Annotated in this window: 17 protein-coding genes; 3 read left to right on the top strand and 14 right to left on the bottom strand. The window is 66.1% G+C overall.

Annotated features, from left to right (window positions below):
* Positions 1–15: 15 nt before the first annotated feature.
* The 6 genes from E0501_RS00615 to E0501_RS00590 all read right to left on the bottom strand — a co-directional run bounded on the left by E0501_RS00615 (position 16) and on the right by E0501_RS00590 (position 5489).
* Complete coding sequence (locus E0501_RS00615) at positions 16–933, bottom strand: fumarylacetoacetate hydrolase family protein (RefSeq protein ID WP_137699422.1); 918 nt, start codon at positions 931–933, stop codon at positions 16–18.
* Positions 934–936: 3 nt separating this feature from the next.
* A complete protein-coding gene (locus E0501_RS00610) occupies positions 937–1713 on the bottom strand; it encodes a cyclase family protein (RefSeq protein WP_137699421.1) in 777 nt (258 codons plus the stop codon).
* A gap of 79 nt (positions 1714–1792) precedes the next feature.
* Complete coding sequence (locus tag E0501_RS00605) at positions 1793–3103, bottom strand: TRAP transporter large permease (protein WP_137699420.1); 1311 nt, start codon at positions 3101–3103, stop codon at positions 1793–1795.
* The gene (locus E0501_RS00600; protein WP_137699419.1) at positions 3100–3666 is read right to left on the bottom strand and encodes a TRAP transporter small permease subunit; all 567 of its coding nucleotides are present in this window, start codon (positions 3664–3666) and stop codon (positions 3100–3102) included. The genes E0501_RS00605 and E0501_RS00600 overlap by 4 nt, the downstream gene beginning before the upstream one ends.
* A gap of 54 nt (positions 3667–3720) precedes the next feature.
* A complete protein-coding gene (locus E0501_RS00595; protein WP_137699418.1) occupies positions 3721–4794 on the bottom strand; it encodes a C4-dicarboxylate TRAP transporter substrate-binding protein in 1074 nt (357 codons plus the stop codon).
* 32 nt (positions 4795–4826) lie between these two features.
* Positions 4827–5489 carry a TetR/AcrR family transcriptional regulator gene (locus E0501_RS00590; RefSeq protein ID WP_137699417.1) on the bottom strand — a complete coding sequence of 221 codons (663 nt, stop codon included), beginning with the start codon at positions 5487–5489 and terminating at the stop codon, positions 4827–4829.
* Between the two features lie 209 nt (positions 5490–5698).
* Between E0501_RS00590 and E0501_RS21435 the strand changes: the two genes are divergently transcribed.
* Both E0501_RS21435 and E0501_RS00580 read left to right on the top strand, forming a co-directional pair.
* A complete protein-coding gene (locus tag E0501_RS21435) occupies positions 5699–6148 on the top strand; it encodes a hypothetical protein (protein WP_235857715.1) in 450 nt (149 codons plus the stop codon).
* Positions 6149–6175: 27 nt separating this feature from the next.
* Positions 6176–6949, top strand: a complete 774-nt coding sequence (locus E0501_RS00580; RefSeq protein ID WP_137699416.1) for a ZIP family metal transporter — start codon at positions 6176–6178, stop codon at positions 6947–6949.
* A 3-nt stretch (positions 6950–6952) separates the two neighbouring features.
* Here the strand turns inward: E0501_RS00580 and cuyB are convergent, their stop codons facing one another.
* The 3 genes from cuyB to E0501_RS00565 are packed head-to-tail and all read right to left on the bottom strand — an operon-like array spanning position 6953 to position 8732.
* Entirely contained in the window at positions 6953–7600 is a 648-nt protein-coding gene (cuyB, locus tag E0501_RS00575) for a cysteate racemase (protein WP_137699415.1), read from the bottom strand.
* Positions 7597–8043 (bottom strand): low molecular weight protein-tyrosine-phosphatase, encoded by a 447-nt coding sequence (locus E0501_RS00570; RefSeq protein WP_137699414.1) that lies wholly within the window; start codon positions 8041–8043, stop codon positions 7597–7599. Before E0501_RS00570 ends, cuyB begins: the two co-directional genes overlap by 4 nt.
* 8 nt (positions 8044–8051) lie before the next feature.
* Positions 8052–8732: a site-2 protease family protein gene (locus tag E0501_RS00565; protein WP_137699413.1), complete on the bottom strand. Its 681-nt coding sequence runs from the start codon at positions 8730–8732 to the stop codon at positions 8052–8054.
* 101 nt (positions 8733–8833) lie between these two features.
* On the opposite strand from E0501_RS00565, the gene E0501_RS00560 reads away from it, so the two are divergent.
* Positions 8834–9529, top strand: a complete 696-nt coding sequence (locus tag E0501_RS00560) for an NAD-dependent deacylase (protein WP_137699412.1) — start codon at positions 8834–8836, stop codon at positions 9527–9529.
* Positions 9530–9581: 52 nt separating this feature from the next.
* On the opposite strand, the gene E0501_RS00555 is transcribed toward E0501_RS00560, so the two are convergent.
* From E0501_RS00555 to E0501_RS00535, 5 genes are all read right to left on the bottom strand, one after another.
* Positions 9582–10076: a copper chaperone PCu(A)C gene (locus tag E0501_RS00555; RefSeq protein ID WP_137699411.1), complete on the bottom strand. Its 495-nt coding sequence runs from the start codon at positions 10074–10076 to the stop codon at positions 9582–9584.
* A gap of 56 nt (positions 10077–10132) precedes the next feature.
* A complete protein-coding gene (locus E0501_RS00550; protein WP_137699410.1) occupies positions 10133–10483 on the bottom strand; it encodes a hypothetical protein in 351 nt (116 codons plus the stop codon).
* 362 nt (positions 10484–10845) lie between these two features.
* Complete coding sequence (gene rpmB / locus E0501_RS00545; protein ID WP_137699409.1) at positions 10846–11133, bottom strand: 50S ribosomal protein L28; 288 nt, start codon at positions 11131–11133, stop codon at positions 10846–10848.
* 128 nt (positions 11134–11261) lie between these two features.
* On the bottom strand, positions 11262–12188 hold the full coding sequence (locus tag E0501_RS00540; RefSeq protein ID WP_137699408.1) for a BKACE family enzyme: 927 nt from the start codon (positions 12186–12188) through the stop codon (positions 11262–11264).
* Positions 12189–12240: 52 nt separating this feature from the next.
* The gene (locus tag E0501_RS00535; RefSeq protein WP_137699407.1) at positions 12241–13617 is read right to left on the bottom strand and encodes an SLC13 family permease; all 1377 of its coding nucleotides are present in this window, start codon (positions 13615–13617) and stop codon (positions 12241–12243) included.
* Position 13618: the final 1 nt, after the last annotated feature.

Here is a 13618-nt window from a genome sequence, read left to right as displayed (position 1 = left end):
GGCAATCGGCTGGGCTCAGGGCTTCACAATCCGGTTGCGCAGCACGCCGATCTTCTCGATTTCCAGCTCGAACTCATCGCCCGGGCTGAGCCGCCGGCCCAACTCGAGGCCACAGCCCGTGCCCACCGTCCCCGAGCCGATCACCTCGCCCGGATAGATCGTCTCGGAGGCCGAGATATGCGCAAGGATCGCCCCGAAATCATGCTGCATCTGGCCGGAATTGCCGCCGCCCCAGCGCTCTCCATTCACACGCAGCTCCATGTCCAGCGCCACGGGGTGTTTCACTTCGTCCGCCGTCAGGATCCACGGCCCCAGGATATTTCCGGTATCGAAATCCTTGCCCTTCGCCGGGCCCAACTGGCCCGGCATTTCCCGCATCTGCGCATCCCGCGCCGAGACGTCGTTCAGGATCGTGTAGCCGAAAATGTAATCCTCGGCGTCCTCGGGCTTGATGTCCTTGCCCTGCTTGCCGACCACGATGGCCATTTCCAGTTCGACATCCAGGAACTCGGCATAAGAGGGCCAGATCACCTCCTGCTCGTGGCCGATGAAACTCATCCGGTTGCCCTTGTAATAAATCGGCTGCTCGTACCAGACCGGCGGCAGTTGCGGATCGGCCTCGCCAAAGCCTTTCAGGCAGTTGATCAAATGCTCCTCGAACACCAGGCAATCGCGGTATTGCACCGGCATCAGCGGCGGCAGGAAAATCGCCTCGTCCGCGTCGATGATCGCGCGCTTATTGGCGCGGCGCAGCAGGTGCGCGGCCTGCTCGATCCCGTAATCGCCCTCGTCGATGACGCGCTGCATGTTGGTGAAGGTGTCGGTCTCGTAACGCGCCAGTTCCGCCGCACGGTCGAGATCCAGAAGACGCCCATCCTCGAGCGGCGAGACCACCCGTACCCTGCCGCCGTAAAATACCGTGCCCAGCCGCATGTCTTACTCCTCGAAAATGGCGACGGCCCGGGTGAACCCGGCACTCGCGCCCTTGATCTTGTAGGGAAAGCAGGAAATCTCGAAGCCGTCACCCGGCAGCGTGTCGAGGTTCGACAGCTTTTCCATGTGGCAGTACCCGATCTCCATGCTGGCGCGGTGGCCCTCCCAGATGATGCCCGGATCGTGGCTCTTGGCATAGGCCTGCGCGGTCAGCGCAAAGGGCGCGTCCCAGCTCCACGCATCCGTGCCGGTCACGCGCACGCCGCGCTCCAGCAGGTACATGGTGGCATCGCGCCCCATGCCGCAGCCTTTCATCAGGTAATCGGGCTGGCCGTAATGATCGCCTGCGCTGGTGTTGACCACGACGATGTCGAGGGGCTGCAATTCGTGCCCGATGCGCTTCAACTCCGCCTCGACATCTCCCGGCGTCACGATATAGCCGTCCTCCATGTGCCGGAAATCCAGCTTCACGCCCGGATTGAAACACCATTCCAGCGGCACCTCGTCGATGGTGATCGCGCGCTCGCCGTTGTTCATGGTCGAATGGTGATGATAGGGCGCATCCAGATGCGTGCCGTTATGTGTGGCGATGGTCAGCCGCTCCACCGCCCAGCCCTCTCCGCCCGGCAGGTCCTCTTTCTTCAGCCCCGGAAAGAACGCCATGACCTGCTCGGCAGTCTGCTCATGCGTCATGTATTCGATCTCGGGCAGCATGATCGGCGGGTCCGAGACGATACCGGTTTCCAGCGGCACCGAGATATCAACGAAACGTCTGGCCATGGGTGGCTCCTTCCCTGTTTTCTCAACGTCTCACGACGGGCCCCGATTTTTCGCAGGAAAAATCGTCTCACCCGTCGCCTCATAACAAACCGGTCGCAAGCGCCGGAAAAGCAAGAACAAGCGCAAGCACCACAAGCATCATCAGCGCGAACGGCGCCGCGCCAAGAAAGATATCGCCCAGCGAAATCCCGGGGTCATCCAGCGCCGATTTGATCACGAAAACCGATATGCCGAAGGGTGGCGTCAACAGCCCAACCTCGACCGCGATCACCGTGACAATCCCGAACCAGATCAGATCGACCCCCATGCCGGTCACAACCGGCAGCATCAGCGGCACCAGGATCAGCATGATCGAACTGGAATCAAGGATCGCCCCCATCAGTACGACCAGCGCCACATAGGCCAGGATCACACCCCAGTATCCGATCTCGGCGCCGGCCACGAAATTGCCGAACCCCGCCGGCACCCCCGACAGCGCCAGCATCCGGCTGTACATCTGCGCCGCGATGATCAGGAACGAGATTGCCGCCGTCACCAGCCCGGTATCGGTCAGCACCTGCCAGAAATCGGCCCAGGTCAGCTGCCGCCGCGCCACCCCGATCACGATCGCGCCCAGCGCGCCCACCGCGCCCGCCTCGATCGGGGTAAAGAACCCGCCATAGATGCCGCCCAGCACCAGCCCGATCAACAGGGCAATCGGCAGCCCCTTCGCTGCCACCCCGCCCGGGCTCAGGTCGCTCTCCACCTGGTCTGCGGCCACGCCCGCGCCCAGCCGCGCGGGCCAGAACAGCGCGGTCAGCCAGATGCCCAGGCCAAAGGCCAGCGCGAGCAGGATCCCCGGTATGATTCCGGCAATGAACAGGTCTCCCACCGACTGCTCGGTCAGAAGCCCGTAAAGGATCAGCAGAAGCGAGGGCGGAATCAGCATGCCCAACACGCTCGACCCGGCCACCACCCCCACGGCAAAGCGCTTGTCGTATCCGTGCCGGATCATCTCGGGCACCGCGATCCGGGTGAAGACGGCGGCGCTGGCGATGGAAATTCCCGTGATCGCGGCGAAAATCGCGTTCGCGCCCACCGTGCCGATACCCAGCCCGCCCTTCAGCCGCCGGAACAGGTGGTTGGCCACATCGAACGCATCGCGCCCCATGCCCGTCACGCTGACGACATAGCCCATCAGCACAAAGAGCGGCACCACCCCGAAGAAGTAGGAAGAAATCGTCTCGCCCGCCGCCAAGGCCAACAGCTTGCCCGCCAGCACGGGCGATCCCTTGATCGCCCAGACGCCGACATAGGACGATAGCATCAGGGCAAACGGCACCCAGAACCCGGCATAGATCATCACCACCATGGCGCCGAAACTCGCCAACCCGATCTCAAAGGGGCTCATTCCGTGTCCCCTCTCACCAGCCGGATCAGCGCGGCCAGCCCGTGCAGGATCAGCTGCACGAAAAGCGCGACGCACCCCACGATGATGATCAGTTTCACCGGCCAGATCGGCGCGGTGAAATCCCCGATCGTGCCCTCGTAGGTGCCCCGCCGCCAGGCCTTTTCGAAGAGAGGCCAGGACGCGGCAATGATCTGCCAGACCAGCAGGATCGCCCCTGCCGAGAACAGCAGCTCCAGTGCCTGCCGCCCCCGCGCGCTCCTCCGCTCCAGCCAACCCAGCAGCAGCTCGGTCCGCGTCAGCCGCCCCTTGCGGAATGTCTGCGCCACCTGCAGGAAGACGATGGCCACGATCGACATCGACACCATCTCAGGCACGCCGGAGATCGGCGCATCGAAGGCGCCCCGGCCAATCACGTCGGCATTCACCAAAAGCATGATCGCCACGATCAGCAGCGTGCCAGCCACGTTCAGCGCGCCGGTAACCGCGTCCACAGCCGCCCGGATGGCCCGGAACCAGCCGGGCAGGTCTGCACCGCCGCCCTCATCTGCCGACAGATCGCTCACGTCATGTCCTTTTCGGATGATGCGCCCCGGGCCGGGCCCGGGGCCGCCAGCGGATCACTCCTGATCCCAGTTGCGCACTGGCGTCGCGCCCGCGGCGCGCATCGTGTCCATATAGGCCTTCAGGACCGCGGTGCCGTTCTTGCCCTCGCCATCCAGCTTCTCGGCCCAGAGCTTCGCCACGTTGTCCATGCCGTTGGCCCAGCGCTCGCGGAAGGCCTGGTCCACTTCGGTTACCGTGGCGCCCTGCTCCTGCATGATCGCCAGGAACTTGGTGACCGAGGCATCGAGATCCTTCTGATAGGCCTCGGCATCGGCTTTGGCCCCGGCCATCAGTGCATCCTGCACCTCGGCCGGCAGATCGTCGAACCAATCGGCATTCGCCGCCAGCCCGCCCGCGTATTGCGCGCCGAACCCCACCTTGGTGATATAGGGCGCCACCTCGTGCAGCTTGCCGGGCAGGGCCGCGCTCGCGAAAACGATCACGCCGTCATACACGCCCGTCTTGATCTCGTTGTAATAGGTGGTCAGGTTGCCGCTGACCCCCACCGCGCCGGTACCTTCCAGCCAGTTCACCGCCGGGCCCGGCGCTGCAATCTTGTGGCCGTCCAGGTCGTCGATGGAATTGACCGGAAAGGTCGTCATCAGCAGGTAATCGTCGATCCCGATACCGCCGCCCAGGTAGTGCAGCCCGTTTTCCGCCCAGGTCGCCTGCATGTCGGCATTGGTGTGCTGCAGCTCGTCCATCCAGGTGCTGACGGCCGTGGAATCGCTCGATACGAAGGGCGTGAAATAGGTCACGTTCTGCACGCTCAGCTTCGCCGGATCGAAAAGGCTCGACACAAGCCCGATCTCGGCCAGTCCCTCCTCGACCGCTTCCAGCTCGTCGCCCACCTTGGCCAGCGATCCGCCATATTGCTCCGACCATGTGATCGAATGCCCGCTCCCCTCCAGCGCGGCATTCACCGCCGGGATAAAGGTCTGGCTTGCATGTTTCACCCAGCGGAACACCGGCGGGTGGCCCGCCACTATGGTCACGTTGAAATCGTCGGCCTGCGCGGCCGGTGCTGCCACCACGCCCCCCAGCGCCAGCGCGGCCAGCGCCACGCCTTTGGTTATCAGGTCTTTCATTCCATCTCCTCCCAGAGTTTTCTTTTTCAGTCTCAATCCGTCACCAGCGCGCGGATGCCCCCGCAGATGAACGGCACGATCCGCGCCAGCATCGCATCGGCATCGCCATCGTCGCACAGCCCCCCCGACAGCCGCTTCGGCCGCCCGGTCTTGGCCATCATCGTCATCCCCACCCCGATCGCGAACATGTAGGCCCAGACCGCATCGGCCTGGCCCAGTTTCGGCTCGGCCTCCTCCAGCGCGGCGATATAGTCGCGTGCGATCGGATCGTAATGGGTCTCGGTCATCTCGCGCGCCAGCGGATCGGTCGAATTGGCCATCGACACCAGGATGCGGGCAAAACCACCGCCACCCTCGGCCAGTTCCAGCCCGGCCTCGATCGTCGGGCGAAACAACGCCTCGACGATCTCCTCCAGCCGCAACGCCCCATTGGCCGTCAGCGTCGCCAGCCGCGCGGCCCGCGCCGCGTTGATCTGGCCCGAGCGCCGCGCCACCATCCGCTCGAACAGCCGCGCCTTGTTGCCGAAATGATAGTGGATCAGCCCCTGCGCCACGCCGGCGCGCTCCGCGATCTCGCGCAGCGCCGCCCCGTCATAGCCCGAACTGGCGAACACATGCTCCGCCGCATCGAGGATCGCATCGAACCGCGCCCCGCCCTGCGCCTCGCGCGCCTGTGCTGCCGACTGCTGTGCCACTCCCCCTCCCGCGAAAACTGACTGATCGCCCAGTCAGGCTCGCCCCGTTCCGCGATTCGAGTCAACCCGGCCCTTCATCTTGCCTCAAATATCCCGGGGAGCCCGAGGGGCAGCGCCCCTCGGTCGCACCCCGCCACAGCCACCAGCGGATGATTGAATTTCCCCGCCATTTCCGCCATGATCGCGGCAAAACCCAAAGGCACCGAGCAATGCGCCACATCGTTTCCCTGATCATCATCCTGGCCCTGGCCGGATGCGGCGGCGGCTATCACCAGGCCAAGCGCAAGGTCGGCCGCGCCCCCGCGCCGCAGACCTTTTCCGTGCCTTCGGGCCAGGCCGTTATCGCGCCGGCCACCAGAACCCCCAGCGGCGCGCCGGTGCCCGTCGCCGCGGCCCCCGTGGCCCGGCCGTTTGCCACCGGCCCGATCCAGCAGGCCTGCCTGGCTTCGGATCGCAAGGCGCGGTCGCGTGAGCTGTGCGGCTGTATCCAGGCCGTGGCCAATGGAACGCTTTCCGCCTCTGACCAGCGTCTCGCGGTCGGTTTCTACGGCGATCCGCACCGCGCCCAGGAAATCCGCCAATCCGACAGCAGCCATCACGAAGCCTTCTGGCAGCACTACAAGGACTATGCCGAACGCGCCGAAAGCGCCTGTCGCTGATCCGCGCCATCAAGGGACCGCCAGACCATGAACCTCATCCTCCTCGGCTTTTTCGGCAGTCTCGCCGCCGGGATGATGACATCAGTGGGCGCGGTGCCCGCGCTCTTCGGGCGCACGGTCTCGCGAAAAACCACCGACATGATGCTGGGCTTCGCCGCCGGCGTGATGCTGGCGGCGACGTTCTTTTCCCTGCTCGCGCCCGCGATCGACATCGCCAGCGACAGCTATGGCGAAGGCGCGATCCCCGCGGCCATCGCCGTCGCCGGGGTGCTCTTGGGCGCCGGCATCATCATGCTGCTCGACGAGCATCTCCCGCATGAGCATTTCATCTCCGGCCGTGAAGGTCCCGAGGCGACCGAGCTGCGGCGCATCTGGCTGTTCATCTTCGCCATCGCCCTGCATAACGCGCCCGAGGGCATGGCCGTGGGCGTGGGGTTCGGCTCAGGCAACATGGCCGCCGGCACCCAGATCGCCCTCGGCATCGGGCTTCAGAACGCACCCGAAGGCCTCGCCGTCGCCGTGGCGCTCCTGTCCAAGGGCTATAACCGGGTCTTCGCCTTCTGGGTGGCCACCCTGACCGGGCTGATCGAACCGGTCACCGGTCTGCTGGCCGCTGTCGCGGTCAGTGTCTCGGGCGTGCTGCTGCCCTGGGGCATGGCCTTTGCCGCGGGCGCGATGCTCTATGTCATCAGCCACGAGATCATTCCCGAAACCCATCGCCACGGACATCAGAGCCGCGCCACCCATGGGCTGCTCTTCGGCTTCATGCTGATGATGTTTCTCGACGTCTGGCTGGGCTAGGCGTCAGCCGCGCGCAAACCCCACGATCTCGTCCACCAGGCAATCCAGGCTATCCACCCAGGGCATCCCCTCCAGCGCGCCGGTCATCAGCGACAGCTCGGTGCAGGCCACCAGCAGCATGTCGCATTCGCTCAGCATGCTCTGGGCGATCCGCACCAGTTCGCGCGCCTCGCCCCGGCCCGCCTTCACGTCGCGGATCAGCTGCAGCAGCGCCTCTTCCTCGGCCCAATGCGCGGTGATCCCGCGCGCGGCAAAGGCTGCGTCGAACACGCCCGCCCGCCGCACCGCCGGCGAGGCCAGCATGCCCACCCGGCCTTTCAGCCGCGCTGCCGTCAACTCGATCATGTCGAGGAACGGCAGCCCCTCGCCCGCCGGGGCGTCCTTGTAGGCATGCGCCGTGTTGCAGGGCATCGCCAGCGCCTGCGCACCGGCGGCCTTCAGATCGCGCGCCATCTGCGCCAGCACCGGCGCCGGGCTTTCGCCCGTCCCCTCGATCAGCGCGGCGATGCGGCTTGGCACCTGCGGGTTCTGATGCACGATCAGCGGGACATGGTCGGCGTCGTCCTTCGCATCCACCGCGCCCAGGACCTTCTGCATCAGAAGGATCGTTGCCTCGGGGCCCATGCCCCCCAGGATTCCAACCGGTTTCATCCGCGCCCCTCCAATGCCTGTTTCAATCCCCGCGCCGCCGCCTCGATCAGGTCCAGCGCGCCTTCGAAATCGCGGGTATAATACGGATCAGGCACCTCGCCCATCCCGGTTTCCGGCGCGAAATCGGTAAACAGCCGCACGTCCGTCTCGCTGCCTGCCGGCCTTAGCCTCTCGATATCGGCGATATTGCTGTCATCCATGCCGATGATCAGGTCGAACCGGTCGAAATCGGCGCGCCCGACCTGGCGCGCGCGCAGGCCCGACAGGTCGATGCCGCGTGCGCCCGCCGCGGCCTGCATCGGCCCGTAGGGCGGCTTGCCCACATGCCAGCCCGCCGTACCCGCGCTATCGATCTCGTGCACATCGCCCGCCTGGGCGCGAAACACACCCTCGGCCGCCGGCGACCGGCAAATGTTTCCCAGACAGACAAACAGAACCCGCATTTCCCCTCCTAGATCGTGATCTGGCCCCGCATCATCCGCAGGTGCAATGCAATGGATGGCATGAACAGCAAGAGCCACCCCGTGCTCAGAAAGACATAAAGCAAGGCAGGCCACCACAGCACCGCAAAGATCAGCCCCACCGCCCCTGTGATCCGCACCGCGCGGGGCCGCGCAACGGCCCTGAGCAGCACCAGATACAACAGCCGCCCGCCATCGAGCGGCTGCACCGGAATCAGGTTGAAGATGAAAAACGCTAGGTTCAGCACGGCGAAAAGCGACAGGTAATGGCCCAGCGCCCCGGCGCCGGTTCCATTGTCCCAGACCCACTGCGCCGCCAGCGAAGCAATGGCCCACAGCGCCAGGTTGGTCAGCGGCCCCATTACCACGATCAGTTCCTGCTCATGGCGGCTGCCCGCCCGGGCCTGCTCGCAGAACCCGCCCCCGCCATGCAGCACGATCCGCCGCACCGGCACGCCCTGGACCAGGCAGGCCCAGGCGTGGCCCAGTTCATGCAGGTAGATGATGGCCAGGATCATCGCCAGCAGCGTGATCACCCAAACCGCATCCGCCCCCGCGCTCAGCGTCAGAACCGCCAGCAGAGCGATCAGCATGACGAGGGTCTGGCCTACCTCGATGGTGATGCCAAGAACTCCGCGAAAACTGAACAGGATCGGCCCGGTCTGCAACATGGCGCCGACCTTCTGCCAAACCCCGCCCGCTGGCAAGGGCGCTGTTTTCTTCCCGCTCCGCGCCGCCTAGACTGTTGGCCAAGGCACAAGGGAACCAGATCATGCACGACAAGATCGTCATCCTCACCGGCGCCGGCATTTCGGCCGAAAGCGGGCTGGGCACCTTCCGCGATGTCGACGGCCTCTGGACGAAATACGATCTGGAAGAGGTCGCCACGCCCGAGGGTTTCGCCCGCAATCCCGATTTCGTGCACGAATTCTACAACGCGCGGCGCGCCAACTGCGCCGGGGCCGCGCCCAACGCCGCGCATGCCGCGCTCGCCCGACTGGAGCGTGACCATCCCGGCGAAGTGGTGATCGTCACCCAGAATGTCGACAACCTGCATGAACGCGGCGGTGCGGCCCACGTCATTCACATGCATGGCCAGCTCGACCAGGCGCTCTGCGCCGCCTGCGGCCACCGCTGGCCCGCGCCCGCGGTGATGAACACCGCCGATCCCTGCCCGGCCTGCGCCGCCCCGGCCACCCGGCCCGACGTGGTCTGGTTCGGCGAAATCCCCTACCACATGGACGCGATCATGGCGCATCTTTCCGGCTGCGCCATCTTCGCCGCCATCGGCACCAGCGGTGAGGTCTACCCGGCTGCCGGCTTCGTCGATCTCGCAACCCGCGCCGGCGCCCACACGGTCGAGCTCAATCTCGAACCCTCCTCCGTCGTCTCCGCGTTCGCCGAAACCCGCTTCGGCCCGGCCTCGCAGGTGGTGCCCGCGTGGGTCGACAGCCTGCTATCCCCATAAAAAAGGGCGCGCCAGCTGCCCGACGCGCCCTCTCGGTCAGCAGAACCCGGGATCAGTCCGAGCTGTTTTCCTTGTTCATGTTGCTGTGGTCCATCTGCCCGTGCATCGGCTTGCGCTCCAGGTCGACCGGCACTTCGACCTGCACCTCGCCCGCCTTTTCGAAGACCAGCGTCAGCGGAATCATGTCGCCCTGCTCGAACGGATCGGTAATGCCCAGGAACATGACATGCTTGCCGCCGCGCTTCATCTCGATCATCCCGCCCTCGGGCAGCTCGAAGCCCTCCTCGACATGGATCATCTTCATCACGCCATTGGCGTCTTCCTGGTGGGTGTGCAGCTCGACGCGCTCGGCCACGTCCGATTTCGCGTCGATCAGCCGGTCGGCCGCGCCGGTATGGTTCATGATCGTCATGAACGCCGCGCCCGAGTTCGACATCATCGACGATGCGCGCGCATAAGGATCATTGACCATGATGCCCTCGGCAAAGGCCGGCAGGGCGAAACTCGCAGCGGCCACGGCCGCCAGCATACGGGATTTGAAAGACATCGCGTCTCTCCTTTGAAACTTGGATAATGGGGATGGTTCTTGTGTCTTGGGTGCAGTCAGGCGCGAACAGGCGGCCCCCGCGCCCGCGCACCCGGCACATCGAACGATACCGTCCCGTAAGCGCCATCCGGACGCAGCCTGACCCCCTTGCCCAGGGGACGTGCGGGCACCAGTGGCAGGCTCACATCCATCGCGAACAGCGACAACGCACAATCGGGGCAGATATGCGACGGGCCTACGGGATTGCCCTCGTCATCCACCATGACCGAGATCGGCCCCGCGCCCGTGCACAGCACGATCTGGCCGGCGGCGTCGGGCATGCCCCGCGCCACCGCCATGCTCTGGCCCGTCAATGCCAGCATCAGCGCCAGCACGAGGCCCAGGATGGGGCGCAATCTCCGTCTCATGGCGCCGATATATGCCCCTGTTGCGATGGGATAAAGTGACAAAACGCCGCCAGATCGCGCATCCTCGCCCGGCGCATGGGGGGCCAGCCCCCCAGGTTCAAAATGCCAGGCATTTCGAACGCTCCCCCCGGAGTATTTTCCCCAAGAAAGACCGGCCAGATTCAGGCTCTTTCTTGGCAAAAATACTCATTGGCCCAGCGACAGGAGCGTATCAACGATCGACAAAGGCACCCTGCCGCCCCCGGATGCCGGGGCGGGTGGGTGGGCGGCGTCCGGGGGCGGCATCCAGGGGGGCAATCCGCAGCACAAAAAACGGCCCCGCCGGTCAGGCAGGGCCGCTCAACAAACCGTTCCGAAAAAGATCAGGCCGAGGCTTGTGCCTTCAGGATCTCTTTCTTCACTTTCAGCGCGTTTGCCGAAAGCTCGCCATCCTTGGCTTTCATCAGGTAGGCGTCCAGCCCGCCACGGTGATCGACCGAGCGCAGCGCCGATGCCGAAATGCGCAGCTTGATACCGCGGTTCAGCGTTTCCGACTGCAGCGTCACGTCATTCAGGTTCGGCAGGAAACGGCGCTTGGTCTTGTTGTTGGCGTGGCTGACATTGTTGCCAGTCATCGGGCCTTTACCGGTCAGTTCGCAGACGCGCGACATGGGTTCATCCTCATTTTGTCTCGGGGCCGAGGCCCCGGCCCCGACAATGCAAACGGGCGCCGCTGGCGCAGCGCCCCGAATTCCGTTCGCGGTCTTTAGGCGGAATCACCGCAGGCGTCAAGCGGGTTTCAGAACGCCACCTTGTCCCCGCCCTTCAATCCCAGAAGCGCCCGCGCCTCGTCGGGGCTGGCAATCTCCAGGCCCATGCGCTCGACGATCTCGCGCGCGATGCGCACCTGCTGGGCGTTCGACTCCGCCAGCTTGCCCGGCCCGGCCCAGAGCGAATCCTCAAGCCCCACGCGCAGGTTGCCCCCCATCGAAACCGACAGCGAGGCGATCCGCATCTGGTTCTTGCCCGCGCCCAGCACCGACCACTGGTACTGATCGCCGAACAGGCGGTCGGCGGTGCGCTTCATGTGCAGCACGTCTTCTTCATGCGCGCCGATCCCGCCCAGGATGCCGAACACCGACTGCACGAACAAAGGCGGCTTGACCAGCCCGCGATCGAGGAAATGCGCCAGGTTGTAGAGATGGGCGATGTCATAGCACTCGAACTCGAATCGCGTGCCTTTGTCGCCCAGCGTGCGCAGCACGTATTCGATTTCCTTGAACGAATTGCGGAACACCAGGTCGCGGCTGTTCTCCAGATGCTCGCGCTCCCACTCGTGTTCGAACTCGGTGAACCGCTCCAGCATCGGGAATAGCCCGAAATTGATCGACCCCATGTTGAGCGAGGCGACCTCGGGCGCGAAGGTCTCGGCCGGTTTCACGCGCTCCTCGACCGTCATGAAGGGCGACCCGCCGGTGGTGATGTTGATCACTGCGTCCGAGCGCTGCTTGATCACCTTCAGGAAGGGCTCGAAGGCTTCCGCGCTCTGGTCGGGTTTGCCGGTCTGCGGGTCGCGCGCGTGCAGGTGCACCACCGCGGCGCCGGCCTCGGCCGCACCCACCGCGGCCTCGGTGATCTCCTCCGGCGTCACCGGCAGGTGCGGCGACATCGAAGGGGTGTGAATCGCGCCGGTGACGGCGCATGTGATGATGACCTTGCGTGCCATGGGCTCCTCCCTTTTGGGCGATCATGCGCGCTCACCGCGTGGCCTGCAAGCCTCAGAACACCAGGGGCCCCAGCGTCAGGCCCAGCCCCGCCGCTACCACGATCCCGATCAGGTCAAGCGGCGCGCCCGCCTTCAGCATCGCCGCGCGGGTCACCGCCTCGTGGCCGAAAACGATGGCATTGGGCGGCGTCGCCACCGGCAGCATGAACCCCACCGAGGCCGCCAGAGCGACCGGCAGCAGCACCTGCAGCGGGTCCACCCCCATCGCCGCGGCCATCGCCCCCGCCACCGGCAGGAAAATCGCTGCCATCGCGGTATTGCTGGCCAGCTCGCCCAGCCCCACGATCAGCGCCGCGATCACCAGCACGATCACCGGCACCGGCCAGCCCGCCAGCCCCTCGGCCCGCGCGCCGATCCAGGCGACCAGACCCGCTTCGTCCATCAGCCCCGCCAGCGCCAGGCCACCGCCCACCAGGATCAGGATGTCCCAGCGCAGCCCCGCCGCCCGCTCCCATGTCAGAAGCCGCCCGCCCTCTCCCGAGGGCAGCACGAACATCAGCACCGCCGCCAGCATGGCGATCCCGGCATCCGACAGGCCCAGACCGGGCCAGAGCCGCTCCACGAAGGGCCGCGCGATCCAGGCGGCGGCGGTCAGCCCGGCCAGAACCGCCATGCGCCGCTCGCCACGGCTCCAGTCGGCGGCACGCCGCTCGGGCACGTTCACCGCCACGCCGCGCACGCCCGGCGTTGCCCCGGCCAGCACCGCCCAGGCCAACACCAGCAGAACCACCGCCACCGGCAGGCCCACCGCCGCCCATTGCGCAAACCCCACCTCGATGCCCAGCGACCGCGTCGCATAGGCCGCGAAAATCGCGTTCGGCGGCGTGCCGATCAGCGATCCCATGCCGCCGATCGTGGCCGAAAACGCCACCCCCAGAAGCAGCGCCGCACCAAACCGCACATCCTGACCGCGCGCCACGCCCGCCGCGATCGGCGCCATCACCATGGCCGAGGCGGTGTTGCTGATCCACAGGCTCAGGAATGCCGTCGCCCCCATCACCGCGCCCAGCACCGCCGTCGGGTTGCGCCCCGCGATCCCGACCAGCGCGCCGGCGATCCGCCGGTGAAGCCCCCAGCCTTCGATCCCGCGCGCCAGCAGGAACCCGCCCAGGAACAGCAGAATCAGCGGATCGCTGTAGTAGCTCGCAACCCATCCCAGCCCCGCGAGCCCCATCAGCGGCGCCAGCGCCAGCGGCAACAACGCGGTCGCGGCCAGCGGCACCGCCTCGCTCAGCCACCACAGTGCCATCAGCGCGGCCAGGCCCGCCACGCGCCAGGCTTGCACCTCCATGCCCACGGGCGGCGGCAGGATCAGGCTCAGGCCCAACAGGCCCAGCCCCGCCACCATCGCCGCCATGCGCAGGGTCATG

Origin of the sequence: Marimonas lutisalis, from assembly GCF_005434965.1 — a bacterium.
In the GTDB taxonomy this organism is placed as follows: domain Bacteria; phylum Pseudomonadota; class Alphaproteobacteria; order Rhodobacterales; family Rhodobacteraceae; genus Marimonas_A; species Marimonas_A lutisalis.
This window is presented reverse-complemented; position numbering and strand designations above follow the sequence as displayed.

Excerpts from the sequence above, each read along its gene's own strand:
- E0501_RS00615 (WP_137699422.1), bottom strand. The coding sequence starts at position 933 with ATGCGGCTGGGCACGGTATTTTACGGCGGCAGGGTACGGGTGGTCTCG.
- E0501_RS00610 (WP_137699421.1), bottom strand. The coding sequence starts at position 1,713 with ATGGCCAGACGTTTCGTTGATATCTCGGTGCCGCTGGAAACCGGTATC.
- E0501_RS00605 (WP_137699420.1), bottom strand. The coding sequence starts at position 3,103 with ATGAGCCCCTTTGAGATCGGGTTGGCGAGTTTCGGCGCCATGGTGGTG.
- E0501_RS00595 (WP_137699418.1), bottom strand. The coding sequence starts at position 4,794 with ATGAAAGACCTGATAACCAAAGGCGTGGCGCTGGCCGCGCTGGCGCTG.
- E0501_RS21435 (WP_235857715.1), top strand. The coding sequence starts at position 5,699 with ATGCGCCACATCGTTTCCCTGATCATCATCCTGGCCCTGGCCGGATGC.
- E0501_RS00580 (WP_137699416.1), top strand. The coding sequence starts at position 6,176 with ATGAACCTCATCCTCCTCGGCTTTTTCGGCAGTCTCGCCGCCGGGATG.
- cuyB (WP_137699415.1), bottom strand. The coding sequence starts at position 7,600 with ATGAAACCGGTTGGAATCCTGGGGGGCATGGGCCCCGAGGCAACGATC.
- E0501_RS00570 (WP_137699414.1), bottom strand. The coding sequence starts at position 8,043 with ATGCGGGTTCTGTTTGTCTGTCTGGGAAACATTTGCCGGTCGCCGGCG.
- E0501_RS00565 (WP_137699413.1), bottom strand. The coding sequence starts at position 8,732 with ATGTTGCAGACCGGGCCGATCCTGTTCAGTTTTCGCGGAGTTCTTGGC.
- E0501_RS00560 (WP_137699412.1), top strand. The coding sequence starts at position 8,834 with ATGCACGACAAGATCGTCATCCTCACCGGCGCCGGCATTTCGGCCGAA.
- E0501_RS00555 (WP_137699411.1), bottom strand. The coding sequence starts at position 10,076 with ATGTCTTTCAAATCCCGTATGCTGGCGGCCGTGGCCGCTGCGAGTTTC.
- E0501_RS00550 (WP_137699410.1), bottom strand. The coding sequence starts at position 10,483 with ATGAGACGGAGATTGCGCCCCATCCTGGGCCTCGTGCTGGCGCTGATG.
- rpmB (WP_137699409.1), bottom strand. The coding sequence starts at position 11,133 with ATGTCGCGCGTCTGCGAACTGACCGGTAAAGGCCCGATGACTGGCAAC.
- E0501_RS00540 (WP_137699408.1), bottom strand. The coding sequence starts at position 12,188 with ATGGCACGCAAGGTCATCATCACATGCGCCGTCACCGGCGCGATTCAC.
- E0501_RS00535 (WP_137699407.1), bottom strand. The coding sequence starts at position 13,617 with ATGACCCTGCGCATGGCGGCGATGGTGGCGGGGCTGGGCCTGTTGGGC.